23 protein-coding genes are annotated in these 24,930 nt (G+C 41.4%); 22 read left to right on the top strand and 1 reads right to left on the bottom strand.

What is annotated here, in order from left to right; all coding sequences use genetic code 11:
* The 18 genes from ACH2DQ_RS10655 to ftsZ form a co-directional block, all read left to right on the top strand.
* Positions 1-307 (top strand): hypothetical protein (locus ACH2DQ_RS10655; protein WP_395026691.1); only part of this gene is annotated, 307 nt, incomplete at its 5' end.
* 10 nt (positions 308-317) lie between these two features.
* Positions 318-1,196, top strand: coding sequence for a ribosome small subunit-dependent GTPase A (gene rsgA / locus ACH2DQ_RS10650; RefSeq protein ID WP_394914259.1), 879 nt, complete (start codon positions 318-320; stop codon positions 1,194-1,196).
* A 1-nt stretch (position 1,197) separates the two neighbouring features.
* Positions 1,198-1,860 (top strand): ribulose-phosphate 3-epimerase, encoded by a 663-nt coding sequence (rpe, locus tag ACH2DQ_RS10645; RefSeq protein ID WP_394914258.1) that lies wholly within the window; start codon positions 1,198-1,200, stop codon positions 1,858-1,860.
* Positions 1,861-1,877: 17 nt separating this feature from the next.
* On the top strand, positions 1,878-2,537 hold the full coding sequence (locus tag ACH2DQ_RS10640) for a thiamine diphosphokinase (protein ID WP_394914257.1): 660 nt from the start codon (positions 1,878-1,880) through the stop codon (positions 2,535-2,537).
* Between the two features lie 156 nt (positions 2,538-2,693).
* Positions 2,694-3,791 carry a redox-regulated ATPase YchF gene (gene ychF / locus ACH2DQ_RS10635; RefSeq protein WP_394914256.1) on the top strand — a complete coding sequence of 366 codons (1,098 nt, stop codon included), beginning with the start codon at positions 2,694-2,696 and terminating at the stop codon, positions 3,789-3,791.
* A 9-nt stretch (positions 3,792-3,800) separates the two neighbouring features.
* On the top strand, positions 3,801-4,673 hold the full coding sequence (gene lgt, locus ACH2DQ_RS10630; RefSeq protein ID WP_394914255.1) for a prolipoprotein diacylglyceryl transferase: 873 nt from the start codon (positions 3,801-3,803) through the stop codon (positions 4,671-4,673).
* A 1-nt stretch (position 4,674) separates the two neighbouring features.
* On the top strand, positions 4,675-4,833 hold the full coding sequence (locus ACH2DQ_RS10625) for a hypothetical protein (RefSeq protein WP_161597339.1): 159 nt from the start codon (positions 4,675-4,677) through the stop codon (positions 4,831-4,833).
* Between the two features lie 931 nt (positions 4,834-5,764).
* Positions 5,765-6,196 (top strand): division/cell wall cluster transcriptional repressor MraZ, encoded by a 432-nt coding sequence (gene mraZ, locus ACH2DQ_RS10620; protein ID WP_027293523.1) that lies wholly within the window; start codon positions 5,765-5,767, stop codon positions 6,194-6,196.
* A 15-nt stretch (positions 6,197-6,211) separates the two neighbouring features.
* Positions 6,212-7,150, top strand: coding sequence for a 16S rRNA (cytosine(1402)-N(4))-methyltransferase RsmH (rsmH, locus tag ACH2DQ_RS10615; protein ID WP_394914254.1), 939 nt, complete (start codon positions 6,212-6,214; stop codon positions 7,148-7,150).
* Between the two features lie 125 nt (positions 7,151-7,275).
* Positions 7,276-7,803 carry a hypothetical protein gene (locus ACH2DQ_RS10610; protein ID WP_394914253.1) on the top strand — a complete coding sequence of 176 codons (528 nt, stop codon included), beginning with the start codon at positions 7,276-7,278 and terminating at the stop codon, positions 7,801-7,803.
* Positions 7,804-7,887: 84 nt separating this feature from the next.
* Complete coding sequence (locus tag ACH2DQ_RS10605) at positions 7,888-9,948, top strand: peptidoglycan D,D-transpeptidase FtsI family protein (RefSeq protein ID WP_394914252.1); 2,061 nt, start codon at positions 7,888-7,890, stop codon at positions 9,946-9,948.
* Positions 9,949-10,006: 58 nt separating this feature from the next.
* A complete protein-coding gene (locus ACH2DQ_RS10600; protein WP_394914251.1) occupies positions 10,007-11,761 on the top strand; it encodes a peptidoglycan D,D-transpeptidase FtsI family protein in 1,755 nt (584 codons plus the stop codon).
* 169 nt (positions 11,762-11,930) lie between these two features.
* Positions 11,931-12,896, top strand: coding sequence for a phospho-N-acetylmuramoyl-pentapeptide-transferase (gene mraY, locus ACH2DQ_RS10595; RefSeq protein WP_394914250.1), 966 nt, complete (start codon positions 11,931-11,933; stop codon positions 12,894-12,896).
* 133 nt (positions 12,897-13,029) lie between these two features.
* Positions 13,030-14,388: a UDP-N-acetylmuramoyl-L-alanine--D-glutamate ligase gene (gene murD / locus ACH2DQ_RS10590; RefSeq protein ID WP_394914249.1), complete on the top strand. Its 1,359-nt coding sequence runs from the start codon at positions 13,030-13,032 to the stop codon at positions 14,386-14,388.
* A 23-nt stretch (positions 14,389-14,411) separates the two neighbouring features.
* The gene (locus ACH2DQ_RS10585) at positions 14,412-15,491 is read left to right on the top strand and encodes an FtsW/RodA/SpoVE family cell cycle protein (protein ID WP_394914248.1); all 1,080 of its coding nucleotides are present in this window, start codon (positions 14,412-14,414) and stop codon (positions 15,489-15,491) included.
* Positions 15,492-15,569: 78 nt separating this feature from the next.
* Positions 15,570-16,832, top strand: coding sequence for a UDP-N-acetylglucosamine 1-carboxyvinyltransferase (gene murA, locus ACH2DQ_RS10580; protein ID WP_394914247.1), 1,263 nt, complete (start codon positions 15,570-15,572; stop codon positions 16,830-16,832).
* 194 nt (positions 16,833-17,026) lie between these two features.
* Entirely contained in the window at positions 17,027-18,034 is a 1,008-nt protein-coding gene (locus ACH2DQ_RS10575) for a cell division protein FtsQ/DivIB (protein WP_394914305.1), read from the top strand.
* Between the two features lie 343 nt (positions 18,035-18,377).
* Complete coding sequence (gene ftsZ / locus ACH2DQ_RS10570; protein WP_394914304.1) at positions 18,378-19,556, top strand: cell division protein FtsZ; 1,179 nt, start codon at positions 18,378-18,380, stop codon at positions 19,554-19,556.
* Positions 19,557-19,638: 82 nt separating this feature from the next.
* Here the strand turns inward: ftsZ and ACH2DQ_RS10565 are convergent, their stop codons facing one another.
* Positions 19,639-20,535, bottom strand: coding sequence for an AraC family transcriptional regulator (locus ACH2DQ_RS10565; RefSeq protein ID WP_394914246.1), 897 nt, complete (start codon positions 20,533-20,535; stop codon positions 19,639-19,641).
* A 173-nt stretch (positions 20,536-20,708) separates the two neighbouring features.
* On the opposite strand from ACH2DQ_RS10565, the gene ACH2DQ_RS10560 reads away from it, so the two are divergent.
* The 4 genes from ACH2DQ_RS10560 (at position 20,709) to galE (ending at position 24,911) form a co-directional block, all read left to right on the top strand.
* Entirely contained in the window at positions 20,709-21,638 is a 930-nt protein-coding gene (locus tag ACH2DQ_RS10560; RefSeq protein ID WP_394914245.1) for an NDP-sugar synthase, read from the top strand.
* Positions 21,638-22,753, top strand: a complete 1,116-nt coding sequence (locus tag ACH2DQ_RS10555) for a phosphotransferase enzyme family protein (RefSeq protein ID WP_394914244.1) — start codon at positions 21,638-21,640, stop codon at positions 22,751-22,753. The genes ACH2DQ_RS10560 and ACH2DQ_RS10555 overlap by 1 nt, the downstream gene beginning before the upstream one ends.
* Before the next feature lie 131 nt (positions 22,754-22,884).
* Positions 22,885-23,805 carry an NDP-sugar synthase gene (locus ACH2DQ_RS10550; protein ID WP_394914243.1) on the top strand — a complete coding sequence of 307 codons (921 nt, stop codon included), beginning with the start codon at positions 22,885-22,887 and terminating at the stop codon, positions 23,803-23,805.
* Positions 23,806-23,894: 89 nt separating this feature from the next.
* Complete coding sequence (gene galE / locus ACH2DQ_RS10545) at positions 23,895-24,911, top strand: UDP-glucose 4-epimerase GalE (RefSeq protein WP_394914242.1); 1,017 nt, start codon at positions 23,895-23,897, stop codon at positions 24,909-24,911.
* The last annotated feature ends 19 nt before the right edge of the window (positions 24,912-24,930 follow it).

Genomic DNA, 24,930 nt, shown 5'->3' with positions numbered 1-24,930 from the left:
GGATCCTGCCCAGACGGACCCGAATTTAGGAAACGGCACAACCAATAATACCGATGCTTCCACAACCGGTACCTGCGATGTAGGATTACAGGCACCGGGGGGTTATAATGGGGAAGATGTCAAGATTATTTTAGTGCAGGGCGATAAGACCACTACCATTTTAGAAGGGACATCTGTTGAATTTCCTTATGTGCTGAATGTAAAAGGTACAAAGGGAGTCAATGGTGTGGCATATATCTATGTAAAAGATGCATCCACAGGAGAATACGGTGATCCGGTACGTTACTCACCGATTCCGTTTAATTAGAGGAAAATACATGCAGGGAAAGATAGTAAAAGGAATAGCTGGATTCTACTACGTTTATGTAGTAGAATCCGGTCTTTATGAATGTAAAGCAAAAGGAATATTTCGAAAAGACAAAATGAAACCTCTGGTGGGGGACAATGTTGAGATTGATGTGATCAGCGAGGAGGATAAGAAGGGAAATGTGGCAGAGATTCTGCCCAGATTGAACACGCTTATCCGCCCGGCTGTTGCCAATATCGATCAGGCGCTGGTTATTTTTTCTATTGACCGTCCCAAGCCGAATTTCAATTTGCTGGATCGATTTTTAATTATGATGGAGTACCAGAAGGTACATACCATCATTTGTTTTAATAAGAAAGATATTTCTTCTACTGAAGAAGAAGAAAAACTAAGAAAAATATATGAAAACTGCGGATGCGATGTGTTATTTACCAGCGCCCTGGAAAATATAGGTCTGGAACTGGTAATGGAGCAGCTGAGAGGAAAAACCACTGCAGTGGCAGGTCCTTCCGGGGTGGGAAAATCTTCAATAATTAATATCCTGCAGCCGGAAGCCATGATGGAAACCGGTGAGATCAGCCATAAAATCGACCGTGGAAAACATACCACAAGGCATTCGGAACTGATTATGATAGAGGAAAATACCTATATTATGGATACGCCGGGGTTCAGCTCCCTCTATATCCAGGACTTTGATAAAGAAGATCTAAAGGATTTTTTTGTGGAGTTTCGGGAATATGAGCCGGAGTGCCGTTTTCAGGGATGCATGCATGTCCATGAACCGGACTGCGGGGTAAAACGGGCGGTTAAAGAAGGTAAAATCAGCAAAATGCGATACGATAATTATGTGGTATTATTTGGAGAACTAAAGGATAAGAGGAGGTATTAATGTGAATATTTTAGCACCATCTATACTAGCAGCAGATTTTAAAAATTTAGGAAGCGGACTGGAACAGATTGATCAGGCAGGAGCACAGTATGTTCATATTGACGTGATGGATGGTCAGTTTGTGCCCAGCATTTCCTTTGGAATGCCGGTAATCCAATCCATAAGAAGTGCGACAAAACGCGTGTTTGACGTACATCTGATGATTATGGATCCCGAGCGGTATATTGATGACTTTGCAGCATGCGGAGCGGATATCATCACCGTCCATGCCGAGAGCTGCAAGCATCTGGACAGGGTAATCGGACAGATCCATGAAAAGGGGTTAAAAGCAGGTGTGGCGCTTAATCCGGCAACTTCTCTCAGTGTTTTGGATTACGTTTTGGAAAAAGTGGATATGGTACTTATTATGACCGTAAATCCAGGCTTTGGCGGGCAGAAGTACATTGAGAGCTGTACCAATAAAATCAGTGCGCTTCGCAAAATAGCAGTGGCTAAAAATCTGGATCTGGATATCCAGGTAGACGGCGGCATTAACAAAGATACACTCCGTACCGTATTGCAGGCAGGGGCGAATGTAATCGTAGCAGGCTCTACAGTGTTTAACGGGAATGTTAGTGAGAATGCAAAAGAATTATTAGCGATCATGAAAGAGTATGAAGGTTAAAAGGAAGTAATGGGACAATGGGAACAGATAAAAAAATAGCAGCGATTATCAGCGGGGGCAATATCAATTATGATTTTGCCCTTTCCTTTTTGGAGAAACACCCGGTAACGTGTGTAATAGGGGCTGACCGGGGGATAGAATTTTTGAAAAAAGCGGAGATGTTACCGGATTATATTGTGGGAGATTTTGATTCCGCCGGGAGCGATACTCTTTCGTATTACCGGGAAAAGGGCGTGGAAATCCGTGAATTTAAACCGGAAAAGGATGATACCGATACCCAGATTGCCGTGAACCTGGCAATAGAAAAAGGGAATAACTGTATTTATATTTTAGGCGGAACAGGAAGCAGACTGGACCATGTACTTGGGAACATTCAGATACTTGGTCAGACGGCAGAAGCGGGAATTGAGTGTTATCTGATCGATGAACACAATCGGATTCGTGTAATAAATGATAAAATTTCTATAAAAAAATCGGAACAGTATGGAAAATTTGTGTCGATAGTGGCACATACGACGGAGGTAAAAGGGTTGGATTTGGTTGGATTTTATTATCCTTTGTCGAATTATACAATGTCTTGTAACCAGGCACTTGGTCTCAGCAACGAAATAATTTCGGAAGAAGCCTTGATTTCTGTGACCGAAGGTGCTCTAATCGTGATAGAATCAAGGGATTAATATTTTTGTAAAATTTTAAATCTGACTGGCGAAATATGTCGATATCTTAAAGGGAGAAATGCTTGCATTTTTGTCAGATTCTGTGATAAACTGTTACTTGTTAAGAGATACAAAAGAAAAACAAAGAAAAACGGAATACAAGAAAGGAAATCATACATGAAACTAGGAATCGTAGGTTTACCGAATGTCGGTAAAAGCACATTATTTAATTCTTTAACAAAAGCTGGAGCAGAATCTGCGAATTATCCGTTCTGTACTATTGATCCAAATGTTGGTGTTGTAATGGTACCTGATGAACGGCTGCAATTATTGGCAGATTTATATCATTCAGCGAAGGTTACCCCGGCGGTAATTGAATTTGTTGATATCGCTGGCCTTGTAAAGGGGGCGTCAAAGGGAGAGGGATTAGGAAATCAATTCCTGGCTAATATCCGCGAAGTGGATGCTATTGTGCACGTAGTCCGCTGCTTTGAGGATACAAATGTAATTCATGTGGATGGAAGTGTGGATCCCATCAGGGATATTGAAACAATTAATTTGGAACTTATATTCTCAGACATTGAAATAATGGAGAGAAGGATTGCCAAGACCTCTAAAGGTGCCAGAAATGACAAAACACTTGCCAAAGAATTAGATTTCCTTCAGAGAGTAAAAGCACATCTGGAAGATGGAAAAATGGCAATTAGTTTTACTGCTGACGATGATGAAGAGGCAGAATGGATCAGTTCTTATAATCTCTTGACATATAAACCGGTTATTTTTGCAGCAAATGTAGCGGAAGACGATCTTGCGGATGATGGCGCATCCAATCGTTATGTTGAGTCAGTCCGCGAGCTGGCAGAAAAAGAAAACAGTGAAGTATTTGTCATCTGTGCTCAGATCGAACAGGAGATCGCAGAGCTGGATGAAGATGAAAAGAAAATGTTTTTGGAAGATTTAGGATTAAAAGAGTCAGGATTGGAAAAGCTTATAAAAGCAAGTTATAGCTTATTAGGACTAATCAGCTATCTCACAGCAGGTGAAACTGAGACAAGGGCTTGGACAATTGAAAACGGTACCAAGGCACCTCAGGCAGCGGGCAAGATCCATTCTGATTTCGAGCGGGGATTTATCCGGGCAGAGGTTGTTAATTACCAGGATTTATTGGATTGCAAGACATATGCTGCTGCTAAAGAGAAGGGGCTGGTTGGACTGGAAGGCAAAGACTATGTAGTAAAAGATGGAGATGTGGTTCTCTTTCGGTTTAATGTATAGGAGCAAGGCATGAATACTTCAATAGCCTTCCCGAATCTGGGAATAGAACTGGAGAATGTGGGTAAAAGTATTAGTGTATTTGGATTTCCGATTGCATATTACGGGATAACAATTGCAATTGCCATGGTGTGTGGGATTTTAGCAGCTATGCGAGTAGCGAAGGTTACAAAGCAAAATCCGGACGATTATTTTGATCTGGCGTTAATTGCAATATTTTTCGCCCTGATAGGTGCAAGACTGTATTTCGTTATTTTTTCCTGGGATAATTATAAAGATAACCTGTGGAAGATTTTTAACACCCGTGAAGGCGGACTGGCAATATATGGAGGCGTGATAGCAGCGGTAATTACCGCGTACGTATTTGCCAGATATAAAAAATTACAGTTTTGGAAATTGGTAGACACAGCCTGCATCGGACTGGTTTTGGGTCAGATTATAGGACGCCTGGGCAATTTTTTTAACAGAGAAGCGTTTGGCGGATATACAGACAATCTGTTTGCCATGCGGCTTCCATTGGACGCTGTACGATCGTCGGAAGTAACCCCTCAGATGATGGAACATTTACAAAAGATAGATGGAGTATCATATATACAGGTGCATCCCACTTTTTTATATGAAGGAATGTGGAATCTGGTATTATTGATCATACTTATTTGGTATACTAAGCGAAAAAAATTCGATGGAGAGGTATTTTTATTGTATCTCTTAGGATATGGATTAGGCAGAGCCTGGATAGAAGGGCTGCGTACAGATCAGCTCCTACTGCCAGGAATCGGGCTGCCGGTGTCCCAGTTATTAGCCATACTGTTGGTATTTGTTTCTATTATAATCATTTTGTTCAAAAGAAAATCAGGCAAAATGGAGAAAGGTACGGGTGAATGATATGAGTCATATGGAAGAATTAAGAAGAAAAATCGAAGCAGAAAAAGTAAACCTAGATAAAATCGTTGAAAGAGGTTTACTTACCGAAGAAGTCTATAAGCAAAGTATTGTTGTGGATGAATTGATGAGTCAATACATTAAATTGGGAAATCAATTGTAAGATAGATTCTTTTTATGAACTTGTAGTCTGGTGGGGACTGCGGGTTCTTTTTTTTGTACTCCTGCAATCCAATACGCTGCACAGGCGGAAAATAAAAAATGGAAACTTTGCATAAGATGACAAAAGGATGGAAAAGCGCCAGGTGATAAATTACGGTTGCAGTATGATCCCGCTAAGGAATATATTGGTGGTACAAAGTGGAGGGATTGAAAACATTTGGTTTCTAAAGTGGGGATCAGAACATAAATATAGAAGAAAATTTTTTCGAAATTTTAATACAAGTGGGAGAATAAAACTAAAAATGGGTAAAAAGAACAAAAAATAAACCAAAGTGGGGGTGTGAAAATCCCGACAGCAATTCGAATTTTTAAATTAAATTTTATATAAATATTGTTTACCGGTAAAATGTTTAGAATTCAAGTGATAATATTTATACAATAATATGAATATATATACTGAATTTACACAAAAAACGAAACTCTAAAAAAACGGTGGTGGCAAGTGGAGATTGTACAGGGCATTTATAGGGCGGCAAGTGGAGGCGGAGACGTAAAATTCGGATAATCCCTCCACTTCCCTCCACGCTGAAGCAGTTAATTACGCAATGCAGGAACAGGCATCATCTGTAATATTGGAAATATTTACCACGATACCCGTTTATCTGGTATTTCACACTTTTACACACACAATATCTTGTAAAACCCGCGAAAAATAGCGAAAAATGGCATGTTCCTTAAGAAATTCTTATGCAAAAAAATTAAAATTAGCCCTTGTATTTTTGTACAAAGTAAGCTATTATAAACATACAAGTGGTAGAAAGTGGTGGAAGGTGGTAGCAAATGGGGACGAAGTGGTAACCAGAACCACATTTCACTGAAAATGCAAAAGAAGGATTGTAAGTTTTGCATTTTCACGAAAGAAGGTGCGTCATATGTTTATGGGAGAATACAATCATACGGTTGATACCAAAGGCAGACTGATTATCCCCTCCAGATTTAGAGATGAACTGGGTGACGAATTTGTTGTTACGAAGGGATTAGATGGATGCTTATTTGTTTTTCCCAATAATGAATGGCAGGCTTTCGAAGAAAAACTTAAGGCTTTACCACTTACAAACAAAAGCGCTAGACAATTTGCACGTTTCTTTGTAGCAGGTGCGACACCATGCGAGCTGGACAAGCAGGGGAGAATTCTTTTACCGGGAACGTTAAGAGAATTTGCAGGTCTGGAAAAGGACGTAGTACTGACAGGAATGTTAAACAGAATTGAAATTTGGAGCAAGTCAAAATGGAATGAGAATAATTCTTATGACGATATGGATGACATTGCGGAACAAATGACAGATTTAGGTTTAAGCATATAGCCTGGGGAGGACAATATGGAATTCAAACACAAATCTGTGCTTCTGGAGGAAACAATAGAAGCTCTGAACATAAAACCTGACGGCATTTATGTCGATGGAACTCTGGGTGGTGGAGGACATGCTTTAGAGATAAGTAAACGGCTGTCTGACAAAGGCAGACTGATTGGAATCGATCAGGATGCAGACGCAATAGAAGCGGCAAGGCAGCGCTTAGGGGAGTTTAAAGATAAAGTAACGATTATCCGCAGTAATTACTGCGATATGAAAAAGGAACTGGCAAACATACAGATTACATCAGTTGATGGGATAATTTTGGATCTAGGTGTTTCCTCCTACCAATTGGATACGGCAGACCGCGGCTTTACTTACAGAGAAGACGCACCACTGGACATGAGAATGGATCAGCGTCAGAGCATGACTGCTAAGGATATTGTAAATGAGTATAGCGAAATGGATCTATATCGAATCATTCGCGATTACGGGGAAGACAAATTTGCAAAGAATATAGCCAAGCATATTGTAAGTGCGAGAAATGTAAAAGCATTAGAAACAACTGGGGAGTTAATTAATGTTATAAAAGCGGCTATTCCAATGAAATTCCGGGCAGTAGGAGGACACCCGGCCAAAAAGACGTTCCAGGCCATAAGAATCGAATTAAACAGAGAATTAGAAGTACTACGGGATTCTCTGGATGACATGATAGAACTTCTGAATGATGACGGGCGAATATGTATTATCACCTTTCATTCGTTGGAAGACAGGATTGTAAAGACTATTTTCAAAAAAAATGAGGATCCATGTACCTGTCCGAGAGAGTTTCCGATTTGTGTATGTGGGAAAACATCCAAAGGAAAAGTGATAACCAGAAAACCAATACTGCCAGGCGAACAGGAGCTTGAAGAGAACAAGAGGTCAAAAAGTTCGAAACTACGTGTATTTGAACGCAGGCTGTAATCAGAATCTGTAAGAAAAACGAATAGATTAGATACAGACTGTATTCATAAGCAAATGGTGAGGCGGATATGAAATGTTCGTTTCACTGTAAAATACGCAGAGATAGCGGGGTAAGGAGAAGCTAAATGAATAGATCAGCCAGAAGACCGGAACACGGTTACGCGAGAAGAAATCAGCAGCAGACAAGAGCATACGTTGACGGCAATACGGCAAGAGAGCTTCAGGCAGTTCCACGTAGGAGAGAAAACAGGCCTGTAAGACAGGAACCACAGCGAAAGAGAAGGCCGGCAACAAGTCAGAAAACCAGAAAAAATCGGGAAAAAGCATTGCAAATGAACTTTGCATATGTTATATTCTTAACGGCGGCAGCAGTAGCAACCCTTTTTGTATGTGTGAACTATTTACAGTTACAGGCAGCAAATACAGCCCATCGGAAAAATGTTACAGATCTGGAGAGCCAGCTCAGTTCTTTGAAATTAGCAAATGATACGAAATACGACGAAACCATGGCATCTGTTGATTTGGAAAAAATCAAAGATATTGCGATTAATGAACTTGGCATGGTATATGCCGAGCAAGGACAAATCATTAATTATAATAGTCAGGATGGCGACTATGTAAGACAATACGAAGATGTACCAACCAATAAGTAGGTGATATGATTGGCATCAGAAAGAAATAGAGACAGAAAACGAAATACTAAAAAAATATTTACCAAAAAAATGCAAATAAAGCTTATGGCTATATTTGCATTCGTTTTATTAGCGCTTGTAGGATTGAATGTCCGGATAGCGTATATCACGGCAAAAAGCGGTGATAAATACGCAAGGAAGGTATTATCACAACAGCAGTACGACAGTCGTACCATTCCGTTCAGGCGGGGAGAAATCCTGGATCGGAATGGAAATATTATGGCGAGAAGTGAGAAAGTCTATAATGTAGTTCTGGACTGCTTTGCAATTAATGCCGATGAGGATTTTATAGAACCCACCATCAGCGCTTTATCTGCGACATTGGGTGTGGATGAATCGGAAATACGCAAAGTTATCACTTCTGAGGAAACCAAGGACAGCCAGTACCAGGTCATTAAAAGAGAAGTGACGATGGAAGATAAGCAGAAATATGAGGAATATACAGATTTATCCCAAGACCGAAAGCTGAGCGACGCAAAACGGCAGGAGCTGGAAAACGTGCAGGGTGTATGGTTTGAGGAGGATTTCATACGAAAGTATCCCTTTAACAGCCTGGCAAGTAATGTACTGGGATTTTCTAATGACTTGAATGATGGTATTGTAGGGCTGGAGTCCTATTATAACGATGTATTAAATGGAGTTGACGGACGGGAATTCGGATATCTGAATGAAGATTCCGAGCTTCAGCGGACCACGGTGGAACCCACCAATGGGAAAAGCCTGGTATCTACGATTGACGTTAACATCCAGCAGGTAGTGGAAAAATATATCAAAGAATTTGATGATATGTATAAAGGCGGCCCATGGGAAGAATTTGCAGGTCATGGAAGTAAAAATACCGGTGTTATTGTAGGGGATCCCAATACGGGAGAGATCCTGGCAATGGCAACTAATCAGGCATTCGATTTAAATGATCCGGAAAACCTGGATGGATGGTATACGAAAAAGCAGATCGAGGCAATGACGGATGATGAATATGTAGCAGCCCTGAATGGGCTTTGGAGCAATTTCTGTGTTTCCGGAGCATTTGAACTGGGTTCCACTTATAAACCTGTGGTTGTGGCATCCGCTTTGGAAGGTGGATTTGCAGATGACTCTGACCATTATTATTGTAACGGCTATCTGCAGTATGGATCGGAACCGCCGATTTACTGTGATAACCGAAACGGACATCAGGATGAAACACTAAGCGATGTAGTTAAGAACTCCTGTAATGTGGGTATGATGGAAATTGCTGAGAAAATGGGAGTGGATGCTTTTGTTAAATATCAGGAATTATTTAATTTTGGTAAAAAAACCGGAATTGATCTGCCAAATGAAAATGCAGGAATTTTATATAACAGCAACAATATGCATGTAATTGAACTGGCAACCAACTCCTTCGGGCAGGGATTTACTGCTTCCATGGTTCAGGAGTTTGCGGCGTTTTCAACCGTTGTAAACGGCGGTAACTACTATCGCCCTCACATGGTAAAACAGGTACTGGATTCCAAAGGCGGAGTTGCAAAAGATATGGATCCGCTGCTGTTAAGTCAGCCGGTTTCCTCTAAGAATTCTTCCTTAGTAAAGGAATATCTGGAAGCCGTAGTAAAGGAAGGTACCGGGCAGAAAGCCCAGATTTCCGGTTATCGTATTGGTGGTAAGACTGGTACGGCGGAGACGCTTCCCCGTGGAGAAGACCGTTATATCGTCTCCTTTATCGGAGCAGTACCAATAGACGATCCCCAGGTGGTAATTTACACCGTTGTGGATGAACCAAACGTAGAAGATCAGGAAATCGGTGGGTATTCCATGGAGATTTCCAAAAAGATTCTTTCGGAAATACTGCCATATCTGGGTATTTATCCCACAGAAGAGATTACGGATGATGAACGTAATACCCTGGGCATGAAGACCGGAGAAAATGCAGACGGCACAACAGATGGAACTACGGATGGAACTGCGGATGGTACTTCAGACGGTACAGATGGGAATACAGATGGTACAGCCCAAAACGGATTGCCGCAGGATCAGAACTATGTAGAGCCTTTAGAAGACACGGGTGAGCCCCAGGAAGATGTCTGGGATGACGGCGTGACCAACGAAGACCTGCAGCTTGAACAATAAAGACATATCCCCGTAGAAGTAATAATAGATTATACTAATTACTTCTACGGGGATTTTTATGCTCAAAATTAAAACCTATCATAAGAAGAAGATTGTTGTAGTATTTACCCTGTGTTTTTTGGTATTAGCTGCCCTGGTGGGGCGTCTTGTTTATCTGATGATTTTTAAATCGGATTATTATGCCCAGAAAGCGGAGGAACTCCACGAACGAGAAAGAGATATCAAAGCAGCCAGGGGAGAGATTCTGGATGCCACGGGAACAGCTCTGGCGACCAATAAAACGGTTTGTACCATATCTGTTATCCACAGCCAGATAAAAGAACCGGATAAAGTAATTGCCATGCTGGTTAAGGAACTTGGGTTGTCCGAGGCTGAGGTACGAAAAAGGGTGGAGAAGAGAAGCTCGATTGAGCGTGTGAAAACCAATGTGGAAAAAGAAGTCGGTGATAAGATACGAGAATACAATCTTGCAGGTGTGAAGGTAGATGAAGATTTTAAACGCTATTATCCGTTTGGTTCCCTGGCATCGAAGGTTCTTGGTTTTACCGGGAGCGATAATCAGGGGATTATCGGGCTGGAGGTAAAGTATGAGGATATTTTAAAAGGAAGCCCGGGGAAAATTCTTACCATGACAGATGCCAGAGGAGTGGAACTGCCGGAAGCAGGAGAAAGCAGACTTGAGCCGATTAACGGAAATGATCTTTACATCAGCCTGGATAACAACATCCAGCAGTATGTGGAACAGGCGGCAAAGAAGGTTATGGAACAAAAAGGTGCCGACAGTGTATCAATTCTCCTCATGCGGCCAAGTAACGGTGAAATTCTGGCAATGGTAAATGTTCCGGAATTTGATTTAAACAGTCCGTTTACCTTAAATGTAGACTCCTCTCAGATGACAGAGAAGGAAAAGCAGGATGCGCTGAATCAAATGTGGAGAAATGGATGTATTAACGATACTTATGAACCGGGATCAACTTTCAAGATTATTACCGCAGCGGCAGGTCTGGAAGAGGGAGTAGTTTCCTTAACGGATCAATTTTCCTGTCCAGGGTATAAAATTGTAGAGGACAGAAGAATTCGCTGCCATAAGGTAGCAGGCCATGGAGGAGAGACTTTTGTACAGGGTGTAATGAACTCCTGCAATCCGGTCTTTATTGAGGTGGGGCTCAGGCTGGGAGTGGACAATTATTTCAAATATTTTAACCAGTTCGGATTGAATAATAAGACTGGAATTGATCTGCCTGGTGAAGCGGCTACTATCATGCATAAAAAGGAAAATGTAGGTCAGGTGGAACTGGCTACGATTTCTTTTGGACAGTCATTCCAGATCACGCCTATGCAGCTCGCCACAACGGCAAGTTCCATCATCAACGGCGGAAGGCGGGTTACGCCCCATTTCGGCGTGTCTGTTAAGGATAAGGACGGGGCATTGATTAAGAAACTGCAATACCCTCTGGGAGACAGAATTCTGTCAGAGGATACTTCTGCAACCATGCGCTATGTGCTGGAACAGGTGGTTGACAGCGGTTCCGGCAAGAATGCTTATATTGCAGGGTATCATATTGGTGGGAAAACAGCTACTTCAGAGACGCTTCCAAGAAGTGCGAATAAATATATTTCATCATTTTTAGGTTTTGCTCCGGCAAACGATCCTCAGATATTGGGACTTTGCGTAATTCATAATCCACAGGGCGTATATTATGGAGGTACCATAGCTGCTCCTGTTATTAAAGATATTTTTGCGAATATTCTGCCTTATCTGGAAATACCAATAGATGAGTCCCAGTTGGAAACGGAAACAGAAAGCAATTAAGGAACAATCGTAGCAGTCCAGCTTAGCTCAGGCTGTACTGTTACGTATCCTGTTATAAGGTTAAGAACAACCCTCAATTTTTTGATTTCAAGGTTGATTAATAGGCAAAAAAAGTTTATACTAATCTAGAGTGTGTCTACAAATAGCGAAAGAATTTAAGAGGTGTATTATGATTATTGGTACTGAAGTTATTATTCCATTATTGGTGGCATTTGTCATCAGTGTAGCGCTTAGCCCTTTTGTAATTCCATTTTTACGGAAGCTGAAAGTGGGACAGACGGAGCGGACAGACGGCGTCCAGTCTCATCTAAAGAAGGCGGGGACTCCTACAATGGGAGGTTTGATTATTTTAATCAGTGTGCTGTCAACCTCACTGTTTTTTGTGAAAAGTTATCCGCAGATCATACCGGTTTTATTTTTGACTCTTGGTTTTGGAATTATCGGATTTTTAGATGATTACCTGAAAGTTGTATTGAGACGGTCTGACGGACTGCTTCCATGGCAGAAGATGTTGGGACAGATTGTAATTACGACTATTTTCCTGGCATATATTCTTATTGTAGATCCGGCTGGACTTACCATAATGAATCCTTTTGACAAGGGGACTTATATTGATTTTAAACCAATTGCCATTCCTCTGGTGTATATTGCAGTAATCGGAACAGTTAACGGTGTCAACTTTACGGATGGTCTGGATGGACTTGCTACCGGTGTTACCACCATGGTCGCTGTATTCTTTACAGTTGTATCCATTGCTTATAAAGGCGGAATACAACCAATTACGGCTGCTGTTGTAGGGGCTCTGCTGGGATTTCTGTTATTTAATGCACATCCGGCTAAGGTATTTATGGGAGATACCGGTTCACTGGCTCTGGGCGGCTTTGTAGCGGGCTGTGCCTATGCCCTCAGAATGCCTTGGATCATTATTATCGTAGGTTTAATTTACCTGGTGGAAGTTATGTCCGTTATGATCCAGGTTACTTATTTTAAGAAGACCGGCGGCAAAAGATTTTTCAAAATGGCTCCGATACATCACCACTTTGAATTGTGTGGATGGTCAGAAACCCAGGTAGTGGCTGTATTTACCGTTGTTACAGCGTTATTATGTCTGGTAGGGCTTCTGATACTATCTTAAGGAGTGTTTGATATCAGGGGCGAATCAGCTGACAAATAGAACTATGCAAAATCACAGCAGTTGCAGATAAAACAGAAAAAGATTGAGATAAGAACAAACGGTTTGAAAAAATCGGTGGGTTAGGAGGATAACAATGGAATTAAAGGACAAAAAAGTTCTTGTATTTGGTACCGGAATCAGCGGTATAGGCGCGGTGGAATTATTGGAAAAAGTACAAGCAAAACCAGTCCTGTATGATGGAAATAAAAAGCTGGTGAAAGAGGAAATCAGCAAAAAACTGCCCGATGGCACCCATGCAGAAATTATAATCGGGGATATACCAGAAGAGATTATGGCAAAGCTGGATCTGGCTGTTTTAAGCCCTGGAGTTCCTACGGATCTGCCTCTTGTGAATGCGATGAGGGAGAAAGGAATTCCAATTTGGGGAGAAGTAGAACTTGCCTATGCCAATAGCAAAGGGAAGGTACTGGCAATTACCGGAACAAATGGTAAGACGACTACAACCAGCCTTCTTGGAGAAATTATGAAGTATCATGCAAAGGAAGTGTATGTGGTTGGCAATATTGGGAATCCCTATACACAGGTTGCACTGGAAATGTCGCCGGAAGCAGTTACGGTGGCGGAAATCAGCAGTTTCCAGCTGGAAACGATTCATTCTTTTCGTCCAAATGTGAGTGCAGTTTTAAATATTACACCGGATCATCTGGACCGGCATCATACCATGGAAGAGTATATCCGGGTAAAAGAGAGCATTACCCTAAACCAGGGAGCAGAAGATACCTGTGTTTTGAATTATGAAGATGAGCTGCTAAGAGATTTTGGAAAAACGCTAAAATGCAAGGTATTATTTTTCAGCAGTCTGCGTACATTAGATAAGGGCATTTACATAAATGATGGAGCGATTGAATACAATGATGGCACAGATAAAATCACGATTTGCCAGATCAGCGGGTTAAAACTTCCCGGAAGACATAACCATGAAAATATTATGGCAGCTGTGGCAATGGCGATCGCTATGCAGGTGCCGATTGAAGAAATTCAATATGTGATTACGAGATTTACAGCTGTGGAACATCGAATTGAATATGTGACGAAGGTTCGCGGAGTAGCATATTATAATGATTCAAAAGGAACAAATCCGGATGCCGCAATAAAAGGAATCCAGGCTATGGACCGCCCAACCCTGCTCATCGGGGGGGGCTATGATAAAAATTCTTCTTATGAAGAGTGGATCCGGTCCTTTGACGGAAAGGTCCGTTACCTGGTATTAATCGGGCAGACGAGAGAGAAGATTGCAGAAGCGGCAAAAAGATGTGGTTTCAATGACATTATTCTGGCAGATTCACTGGAAGAAGCGATTGATATCTGTGCGAAAAAGGCCAATCCGGGTGATGCGGTTTTACTTTCCCCCGCATGTGCAAGCTGGGGGATGTTTCCCAACTATGAAGAGCGGGGAAGGGTCTTTAAAGAGCATGTAAGACATCTTCATTAATGAAATAAAAAAGGAGTGATGGTTTGAATCAAGGTGTGAAAAGACAGGACTACACACTACTGATAATCGTGCTTTTCTTAATTTGCTTTGGTTTAATAACACTCTATAGTACAAGCGCATATAATGGCCAGGTTAAGTTTGCTGATCCGGGTTATTATTTTAAAAAACAATTATTTGCAACAATCCTGGGAGTTGTGGCAATGCTCATCGTTTCCAGAATGGATTACCACATATTCGGGAAGTTTGCAATCTATGCTTATCTGTTGTCCCTGGCATTATCCGGGGCAGTACTGATCTTCGGAGATTCTTATAATGGTTCAAAGAGATGGCTGTCTCTTGGACCGCTGTCTTTCCAGCCATCGGAGTTTGCTAAGCTGGCGGTTATATTATTTTTGGCATACATGGTCAGCAGCCAGAAAAAGAAGCGGGGCAATGTATTTCTCATATCCATGGTTATTGGTCTGGTGCTCCCGATTGTTGGATTGGTTGGAACGAATAATCTCAGTACCGCAATTATTATTCTGGGAATCGCAGTTATTCTGATTTTTGTATCGAATCCGAAATATCTGCAGTTTATCTGGATTGGCGGCGTTGGAATAGGATTCATCAGTATTTTCCTGAGTATGGAATCCTATCGTCTGGAACGTCTTGCTATCTGGAAAAATCCTGAAAATTTTGAAAAGGGTTTTCAAACGATCCAGGGCTTATACGCAATCGGTTCCGGCGGTCTGTTTGGCAGAGGGCTGGGGGAGAGCATTCAGAAGCTGGGGTTCGTGCCTGAAGCACAAAATGATATGATTTTTTCCATTATCTGTGAAGAACTGGGATTGACAGGTGCGATTATACTGATAATTATATTTATAATTATGATCTGGCGTTTTATGGTGATTGCAACCCATGCCAGGGACTTATTTGGATCTCTCATAGCAGTAGGTGTAATGGGACATATTGCGATTCAGGTTATGCTTAACATAGCAGTTGTAACAAATACAATTCCCAATACCGGCATTACCCTGCCGTTTATCAGTTACGGAGGAACTTCGGTACTTTTCCTGCTTTCGGAAATGGGGCTGGCGCTTAGTGTCAGCCGGTGGCAAAAATAGATTCCGTGCATATAATGAGATATATGGGTTTAATGGCCGCCTGATAGCGGTCATTAGAAGTTATCGGAGGAATCTTACTTGGATGGTATAAAAGTTCTGGGTGGTCATCCGTTGCACGGGGAAATCGCGATACAAGGCTCGAAAAATGCCATACTCCCCATTATAGCAGGAACAATTCTGCATGATGGAATCACTGTTCTTCATAATTGTCCGAAAATTCAGGATGTTATGTATATGGTAGAGATACTAAAACAATTGGGATGCAGTGTCTGCTGGACGCATGATACGCTTATTATCAATGCATCCTGTCTGGACCGGTGTGATGTTTCGGCAGAGCATGCGGGAAAGCTGCGTTCATCTATTATTTTATTAGGAAGCCTTCTTGGAAGGCTTAAGGAAGCTCATGTACCTTATCCGGGTGGATGTACAATCGGAGCGAGGCCAATTGATCTGCATTTACAGGCTTTCAGGCAGATGGGCGTTTGTATAGAGGAGCAGGAAGGTTTGCTTCTGGCGCAGACAAAGAATCTTTGCGGTGCCAGAATTCATTTGCGTTTCCCAAGCGTGGGTGCCACGGAAAATATTATTCTGGGAGCTGTACTGGCAAAAGGAACGACAGTTCTGACAGGTGCGGCGAGAGAACCGGAAATTGTAGAATTAGCTGTATTTTTAAACAAAAAAGGGGCCAGAATAACAGGGATGGGAAGTGACTGTATCTGCATTCGGGGTGTTGACAGGCTGCATGATTCAGAATATACAATGGGACCGGACAGAATTGTTGCAGGAACCTATGTTCTGGCAGCACTGGGAAGCCGGGGATGTGTCACACTGTGGAATGCACCGGTAGACCAGATAAAAAATATACTATATCTGTCAGGAAAAATGGGAGCTTCCTTAAGGTGGAACCGTAATTGCCTGAGAGTGGATGCCAGAAGGGCAGGTGCACCGGTTCCTTTTATAGAGACAAATCCCTATCCGGGTTTTCCTACGGATTTGCAGTCTCAGCTCATGGCAGTATTATGCATGGCAAAAGGGGAAAGCTGCATACGGGAAACGGTTTTTGAAGCCAGATTCCATGTGGCAGAAGAGCTGAACAAGATGGGAGCCAGGGTGTATACGGATTCTTGTGAAGCACGTATTGAAGGCGTGGATAGGCTGACAGGCTGTGATGTGCAGGCATCCGAACTTCGGGGAGGTGCCGCACTTACCATAGCAGGCCTGATGGCTGAGGGAGTTACAAGAATCAGCAATAAACATTTTATTGATAGGGGATATGTAGATATCTGTGAAGATCTGAAGGCATTGGGAGCCAGGATCTCTCCTATAGAAATAACGGAGTAACGATCTGACTAATACATCATTGCACAAATAATTAAGCCATCCTCACTGGTGATTCGCAACAGGAATTCCGGTGCATGACTCAATTATTTGAGCAATGCAGTATTAGGGCGTGCCTGGAAATTCGTTCCCGCCATCTGCACGTTCTAGAGCGTGTTTGAAAATTGCTTTAAAATGAGAGGATACAGGTGATTAATATGGAGCAGGGCTACAAAAGAAAGAAGAAGAGAAGGAGAAAAATTGGAAAAATAGCTGCCTTATCGGTTGTGGCACTTCTATTAATAAGTGCAATCGTAGTATTTGGGTTATTCCGCATTCAGGTAGTAGAAGTAGTGGGGAATGAGTATTATACGGCAGACGAGATAAAGAAAATGGTGATGTCAGATTCTATGGCACAAAATTCGATTTATCTGACATGGAAATACAGCCATGCAAATATCCAGGAAGAACTTCCCTTTTTAAGTGCGGTGGAAATAGAGATGCTGTCTCCTTATAAAGTCCGTATTCAGGTTTATGAAAAGACCATAGTGGGATATATCCAAACGGCTGGTTCCAATGTGTACTTCGATAAGGACGGAGTTGTTATGGAGAACTCTCAGGAAGTAAGAGAGGGAGTTCCAATGATATCCGGTGTAACACTTGGAAAAGTGGAAGTACTTGGAAAGCTGCCGATTGAAGACAAAGAACTGTTTAAGTCGGTGGTGGCTTTGGCACAGCTTCTAAATAAAAATGAAATCATTCCGGATGAAATTCATTTCGATGAAGAGAACGCCATGTCTTTGTATTTTGCTAAGAATACAGTACTGCTGGGGCAGAATAAGAGCCTGGAGGAGAAGATATCCAATCTCAAGGCAATTTATCCCAAAATGTCCTCCATGGAAGGAACTCTGGATCTGGAGAATTTTACCTCAGATTCCAGTACGGCTATTTTTAAGAAGGGAAATGGCAAGAAAGACAGCGGGGATAAAGAAGAGGGAGAATCCGAGAGTGAGTCAGAAAGTGAAAGCGGAAAAAGTGCCGGAAGCAGCTATAAAAAAGAGTCCGGAAGGGTTTCCAAGGATGCGGCTGGTAATGAGGTTTATACTGATGATGCGGGAAATGTAACCAGCGATATGACGCAGCAGTATCTGGGGGAAGACGGACAAGTTATCACAGATGGATATGGATATATTGATCCCTATACCGGTGCATATATCTTGAATTAATCCACAGGGATAAAGTGTTGGATTTTGAATTTTGATCCGTTGCGCGATCTGAGAAGTCATTGATGAGCGGCATTATTCTACCGGCAATGGCAGAAATTCCATGATTTTGTCGATTACGGCAGTATGAAATGGGATCTGATATGATTAATCTTTTATATATGTTAGGATTTTATGAAGAATGCTTAAAAAAACAATGAAATTTAAAAATCTACTTGATTAATTTGAGAAAAAACTATATTATATAATAAATGCAGTTTGGATACTGGGATGATATTGTCCAAAACTGTAAATGAATTTTAGAATGTACAGATACGAGAAGGAGGAAATACCCTTGTTAGAGATTATGACAAACGAAGCTGAATCCGCTGCGAAGATTATTGTAATTGGAGTGGGCGGTGCAGGCAATAATGCTGTAAATAGAATGGTGGACGATACAATTGGAGGAGTAGAATTTATCGGTGTGAACACAGATAAACAGGCATTGCAGTTATGTAAAGCCCCAACTACAATCCAGATTGGTGAGAAATTAACAAAAGGACTCGGCGCAGGAGCACAGCCTCAGGTTGGGCAGCAGGCTGCTGAGGAAAGTGCAGAAGAATTAAAACAGGCTATGCAGGGCTCTGATATGGTATTCGTTACCTGTGGTATGGGTGGTGGAACCGGAACAGGTGCGGCGCCGGTTGTAGCAGGCCTGGCAAAAGAAATGGGAATTCTTACCGTTGGTGTTGTAACAAAACCTTTCCGTTTTGAAGCAAAGACACGTATGAATAATGCCCTGACAGGGATTGAAAAATTAAAGGATAACGTGGATACTTTAATTGTAATTCCGAATGATAAATTATTGGAGATCGTGGACAGAAGAACTACGATGCCGGAAGCACTGAAAAAAGCGGATGAAGTTCTGCAGCAAGCGGTTCAGGGAATTACAGACCTGATTAATTTACCAGCATTGATCAATCTGGACTTTGCTGATGTTCAGACTGTAATGACAGATAAGGGAATTGCACATATCGGTATCGGACAGGCTAAGGGCGATGATAAGGCATTAGAAGCTGTAAAACAGGCAGTATCCAGTCCTCTTCTGGAGACTACCATTGAAGGCGCATCTCATGTAATCATTAATATTTCCGGTGATATCTCTCTGATGGATGCCAATGATGCAGCAAGTTATGTACAGGAACTTACCGGAGATGATGCCAATATTATCTTTGGTGCGATGTATGATGATACCTATGCAGATGAAGCAAGCATTACGGTGATTGCAACCGGACTGGACGAGCACACAGGTTCACAGCCATCTGTAAATAAGAAGATTGTGCCTGAGTACAGCAGTTCTTTTGCAGGAAAAGAAAAGCAGAATACAGGATTTGGTTTCCAGAAGTCTTCAGCACCAAGCAGAAGTACAGTGAATCAGAACACAAGAACTTCAACTCCAAGTCCATCTGTTGGGAAATTAAGAACTCCGGAAAGCAACGTTGCTGAGAAGAACATTCAGATTCCAGATTTCTTAAAGAGAAGATAATAGAATATTAAAACTACGAATGTCATGATAGAGAAAGTATCTGTTTAAAAGAAGCCCGGGATAAATAAATTCCGGGCTTGAATTATTTGTAGCGCTCTGAAAAAACTTTAATGCTGGAAGCGTATTCACTGGGAGTCATCCCGGTTACTTTCTTAAATTGACGGCTGAAATAATGTATGGATGTGTATCCAAGGGTATCAGCGATCTGAGTAAAATTCATATTCTTATTACGGATCAGCTGCTTGGCAGCATCAATTTTAATTTTACAAAAGTAATCAATAATGCCGCAGTTATTCTTTTCACGGAAAAGCTTTTGCAGCTGGGATCTGCTGATCAGATTATCACGGCAGATTTGCTCTATGGTTAACTGGTTTTGCATATTTCCTTCCAGATAGTTTACGATACGGTTATAGATTTCTTCATCATTTTTGGCTTTAATGGATTTGGTGATAGGAGTGAGGCTTTGCAGTGCCGTATATCTTCGATATAGCTGGATCAGGATATGTTCCAGGTTAATCTTAATCAGCTGTTGGCTGCCAAACGGATGATCCTGGTTCACTTCCATTTCCTCCAGATAAGGGTCATCTAAAGGAGATGAGAATGTATGCATCGCTTCAATGATGATTGACGCCAGCAGATTTCTTTCCACTTCCCCGATGGTCAGGATTTTATTTTCAAAAAAGCTCATGCGTGGTGAATTACAAATAAACGCAATGACCACCAGATTGGGCGCAGTCAGTCCATTTGCAGTTACGTTATGAAATTCATTTGGTTTGTGAAATATGATGTCTCCTTTTTTTAAGGATATCTTATGACTGTCGGACATAACCGACACCTCTCCTTTGTCCACACATAAAAATTCCCAGAAATCATGGGATTCACCATCAAATTTAAAGTCACTGGTATATTCAAAATAATGAACGGTGACGATCTGATCAATTCGAAAATCTTCATGAAGTGTTATGCTTTTATAATCCATAAAATTACCCCCTTGTAAGCTATAGAATATCGCATTTTTAGACAAAATGCAAATATTAAATACGATAGTGCAAAATTGCTGAAAGATTGTACAAATATTTTTGAGAAAAGGTATACTATAATGACGTTAATAACAAAGTTAGAGAGTTAAAAATAAAAGTTTAAAGGAGAGGTATGGATATGAAACCAGTATTGGTGATTATGGCAGCAGGTATGGGAAGCCGTTATGGAGGATTGAAACAAATTGATCCTGTAGATGAGCAGGGACATATCATTATTGATTTTTCTATTTTTGATGCAGTAAAAGCAGGATTTGAAAAAGTTGTTTTTATTATCAAAAAAGAAGATGAAGCAGATTTTAAAGAATGCATTGGAGACCGGATGAGCAAAATAATGGATGTTTCTTATGTATACCAGGATTTACATAATCTGCCGGGAGGATTTACAGTACCAGAGGGGAGAGTAAAACCCTGGGGAACCGGACATGCAATTGCAAGCTGCCTGGGAAAAGTGGAAGGACCTTTTGCGGTTATCAACGCAGATGATTATTATGGGCAGCATGCATTTGAAACCATTTACAATTATCTGAATACCCATGAGGATGACGAACAGTACCGTTATACCATGGTGGGATACGTTTTAGAAAATACATTGACAGACCATGGTCATGTTGCAAGAGGTGTCTGTGTAACAGACGAGCAGGGATGTCTTGTTGGAATTCATGAAAGAACCCGCATCGAAAAACGTGGTGAAGGCGCAGCATATACGGAAGATGACGGAAAAACCTGGACGGAAATTCCAAAAGGAAGTACAGTGTCTATGAATATGTGGGGATTTTCCAAGAGTATTTTAGAGGAACTTCAAAACAGGTTTGCGGCATTCCTGGAAGAAAATTTAGAGAGCAATCCTCTAAAATGCGAATATTTCTTACCGACTGTAGTAGGAGAACTTCTGGAGGAAGGAAAGGCAACCGTAGAGGTATTGAAATCTTCTGACAGATGGTACGGCGTTACCTATAAAGAAGATAAAGAGGTAGTAGTAGAAGCCGTTAAGAATTTTAAAATACAGGGATTATATCCGGATAGATTGTGGGAGGAACAGTAATGGCAAAAGATGATACATGCAGCAAGATGGAGGAAGTGATTCAGCATTTTCAATATGAAGGAGTCTTTCAGAGCGGGAATGCTTATGGAAGCGGACATATCAATGATACATTTTTACTGATATTTGATAAAGAGGACGGCAGTGTAAAAAGATATATTCTACAGCGTATGAATCATGAGATCTTCAAAAATCCTGTAGAGTTAATGGAGAACATCGTAAATGTGACCTCTTTCCTCAGAAAAAAAATCATTCAGATGGGCGGTGACCCGGAAAGAGAGACTTTAAATGTGATTCCTACATTGGAAGGCGCTAATTATTATGTGGACTCTAACGGTGAATACTGGCGCAGCTATGGATTCATTGAGGGTGCAACCAGCTACGATGCGGTTGAGAAACCGGATGATTTTTATCAGAGCGCCGTGGCATTCGGTAATTTCCAAAGACTTTTATCTGACTACCCAGCCAAAACACTTCATGAAACCATCAAAGATTTTCATAATACAATCGATCGTTTTGACAAGTTTAAAAAAGCGGTTGAAGAGGATGTTTGCCAAAGGGCGAAAGATGTTCAGCCGGAAATTCAATTTGTTCTGGATCGGGAAGCAGATGCCCATATTCTTTGTGACATGCTGGAAAAAGGGGAACTCCCTCTTCGCGTTACCCACAATGACACCAAGTTAAACAATATCATGATTGATGATAAGACCGGAAAAGGTATATGCGTCATTGATCTGGATACGGTAATGCCAGGTTTGGCATTGAATGACTTTGGAGATTCCATCCGTTTTGGCGCCAGCACCGGTGCCGAAGATGAACAGGATTTATCGAAAATTTCCTGTGACATGAATCTGTTTGCACTGTATACCAAAGGATATGTGGAAGGATGCGCAGGCAGCCTTACGGAGATGGAAATAAAAATGCTTCCCACTGGTGCCAAGCTTATGACATTTGAATGCGGCATGCGTTTTTTGACAGACTATCTGCAAGGGGATACATATTTTAAAATACATCGTGACAAGCAGAATGTTGACAGATGCCGTACCCAGTTTAAACTGGTGGCGGATATGGAAGAGAAGTGGGATGAAATGGCGGAAATTGTAGAAAAATATCTATAATTTTAACCGTTCATTAGGAAAAGGGGGTGCCCAAAACCCTTCTTATGTGATAAACTTACTACCAGAGCGTGTTGGGAAATTTATTTTTCAAATATGCTGGGTAATGATTTAAGTTTAAACGGAGGAAGAATATGAGCAAACCAGTTTTAGTGATCATGGCAGCCGGAATGGGCAGCAGATATGGCGGCTTAAAGCAGATTGATCCGGTAGATGAACAGGGACATATGATTATTGATTTTTCCATTTATGATGCGATTCGGGCCGGCTTTCAAAAAGTGGTATTTATTATCAAAAAAGAGAATGAAGCGGATTTTCGGGCTGCAATTGGCAACAGGATGGAGCGGCAACTGGAAGTGGAGTATGTGTATCAGGAAATGAACAGCCTGCCGGCAGGATATGAGGTGCCCGAAGGGCGTCAGAAGCCATTTGGAACAGGTCATGCAGTGCTAAGCTGCAGCAGTGTGGTAGATGGTCCATTTGCGGTAATTAACGCAGATGATTACTATGGACGCCATGCGTACCAGATGATTTATGATTATCTCTCCAACCACCAGGATGATGAGAAATATCGTTACACAATGGTTGGATATATTCTTGAAAATACCCTTACGGATAATGGTCATGTCGCAAGAGGCGTATGTGTGACGGATGAGCAGCATTATCTCACAGGAATTAATGAAAGAACCCATATTGAAAAGAGAAATGGTAATGCAGAATATACGGAAAACGATGGGGCAACCTGGACTAGGATACCGGAAGGAAGCACCGTTTCTATGAACATGTGGGGATTTTCAGCCAGTATCCTTCAGGAGTTAAAAGAACGGTTTCCAAAATTTTTGGATCAGAATCTGAAAACGAATCCGTTAAAATGTGAGTATTTTCTGCCTACCGTGGTAAATGACCTGATTGATGAGGGAAAAGCAACGGTAGAGGTTTTGAAGTCTTTGGATAAGTGGTATGGTGTCACTTACAAAGAAGATAAAGAATATGTTGTAAATGCAATTCAGAACCTGAAGAAGTCAGGACTGTATCCAGAGTTCTTATGGAAATAATATGGAAAAAAATGTTGCGAAATATACAGAGTAGGTATAGACTAGAAGAGAAACAAATTCAATTGGCATAGAATGAGGAGGAGCACATCATGGCAATTTTAGTTACAGGCGGTGCAGGTTATATCGGCAGTCATACATGTATTGAGTTATTAAAGGCAGGATACGATGTGGTTGTAGTAGACAATCTTTACAATTCAAGTGAAAAGGCAATTAAAAGAGTAGAAGAGATCTCAGGTAAAAATGTTACTTTTTATAAAGCTGATATCCTGGACAGAGAAAAATTAAATGAAATTTTTGATAAAGAATCCATTGATTCCGTAATTCATTTTGCAGGTTTAAAAGCAGTTGGCGAATCCGTGGCTAAGCCATTGGAATACTATCATAACAACATGACAGGTACCTTTATCCTGTGCGAAGTAATGAGAGACCATAATGTAAAGAACATCATCTTCAGTTCTTCTGCTACTGTATATGGAGATCCGGCATTTATTCCGATTACAGAGGAATGCCCAAAAGGAAAGATTACAAATCCTTATGGACAGACAAAAGGTATGCTGGAGCAGGTTTTAACAGACCTTCATGTTGCTGACCCGGAATGGAATGTGGTATTGCTTCGTTACTTTAATCCTATTGGAGCACATAAGAGCGGATTGATTGGAGAAGATCCGAAAGGAATCCCAAATAACCTGGTACCATACATAGCACAGGTAGCAGTAGGTAAATTAGAGTGTCTCGGCGTATTTGGCGATGATTATGATACTCCTGACGGAACCGGTGTCCGTGATTATATCCACGTAGTAGACCTGGCTGTAGGACACGTAAAAGCATTAAAGAAGATAGAAGAAAAAGCAGGCGTAAATATCTATAATCTGGGAACTGGAAATGGATACAGTGTTCTCCAGGTAGTGAAGGCATTTGAAAAAGCTTGTGGAAAGCCAATCAAATATCAGATCAAACCCCGCCGGGCTGGTGATATTGCAACTTGCTATTCGGATGCAGCAAAAGCAAAAGAAGAGCTGGGCTGGGTAGCGGAAAGAGGCATCGAGGAAATGTGTGAAGATTCCTGGAGATGGCAGAGCAATAATCCTAACGGATATGAAGAGTAAGCAGGAAAAGGCTATGGGC

It is taken from the genome of Robinsoniella sp. (assembly GCF_034124845.1).
The sequence above is the reverse complement of the archived record's forward strand: the minus strand, read 5'-3'. Positions and strand labels throughout refer to the sequence as shown.

Coding starts and splice junctions, on each gene's coding strand:
- ACH2DQ_RS10605 (WP_394914252.1), top strand. CDS start 7,888: ATGGCTATATTTGCATTCGTTTTATTAGCGCTTGTAGGATTGAATGTC.
- ACH2DQ_RS10640 (WP_394914257.1), top strand. CDS start 1,878: ATGGGAACAGATAAAAAAATAGCAGCGATTATCAGCGGGGGCAATATC.
- mraY (WP_394914250.1), top strand. CDS start 11,931: ATGATTATTGGTACTGAAGTTATTATTCCATTATTGGTGGCATTTGTC.
- rsmH (WP_394914254.1), top strand. CDS start 6,212: ATGGAATTCAAACACAAATCTGTGCTTCTGGAGGAAACAATAGAAGCT.
- mraZ (WP_027293523.1), top strand. CDS start 5,765: ATGTTTATGGGAGAATACAATCATACGGTTGATACCAAAGGCAGACTG.
- ACH2DQ_RS10625 (WP_161597339.1), top strand. CDS start 4,675: ATGAGTCATATGGAAGAATTAAGAAGAAAAATCGAAGCAGAAAAAGTA.
- ACH2DQ_RS10560 (WP_394914245.1), top strand. CDS start 20,709: ATGGATATGAAACCAGTATTGGTGATTATGGCAGCAGGTATGGGAAGC.
- ACH2DQ_RS10555 (WP_394914244.1), top strand. CDS start 21,638: ATGGCAAAAGATGATACATGCAGCAAGATGGAGGAAGTGATTCAGCAT.
- murD (WP_394914249.1), top strand. CDS start 13,030: ATGGAATTAAAGGACAAAAAAGTTCTTGTATTTGGTACCGGAATCAGC.
- rsgA (WP_394914259.1), top strand. CDS start 318: ATGCAGGGAAAGATAGTAAAAGGAATAGCTGGATTCTACTACGTTTAT.
- ychF (WP_394914256.1), top strand. CDS start 2,694: ATGAAACTAGGAATCGTAGGTTTACCGAATGTCGGTAAAAGCACATTA.
- ACH2DQ_RS10550 (WP_394914243.1), top strand. CDS start 22,885: ATGAGCAAACCAGTTTTAGTGATCATGGCAGCCGGAATGGGCAGCAGA.
- ACH2DQ_RS10610 (WP_394914253.1), top strand. CDS start 7,276: ATGAATAGATCAGCCAGAAGACCGGAACACGGTTACGCGAGAAGAAAT.
- ACH2DQ_RS10565 (WP_394914246.1), bottom strand. CDS start 20,535: ATGGATTATAAAAGCATAACACTTCATGAAGATTTTCGAATTGATCAG.
- lgt (WP_394914255.1), top strand. CDS start 3,801: ATGAATACTTCAATAGCCTTCCCGAATCTGGGAATAGAACTGGAGAAT.
- ftsZ (WP_394914304.1), top strand. CDS start 18,378: ATGACAAACGAAGCTGAATCCGCTGCGAAGATTATTGTAATTGGAGTG.
- ACH2DQ_RS10575 (WP_394914305.1), top strand. CDS start 17,027: ATGGAGCAGGGCTACAAAAGAAAGAAGAAGAGAAGGAGAAAAATTGGA.
- galE (WP_394914242.1), top strand. CDS start 23,895: ATGGCAATTTTAGTTACAGGCGGTGCAGGTTATATCGGCAGTCATACA.
- ACH2DQ_RS10600 (WP_394914251.1), top strand. CDS start 10,007: ATGCTCAAAATTAAAACCTATCATAAGAAGAAGATTGTTGTAGTATTT.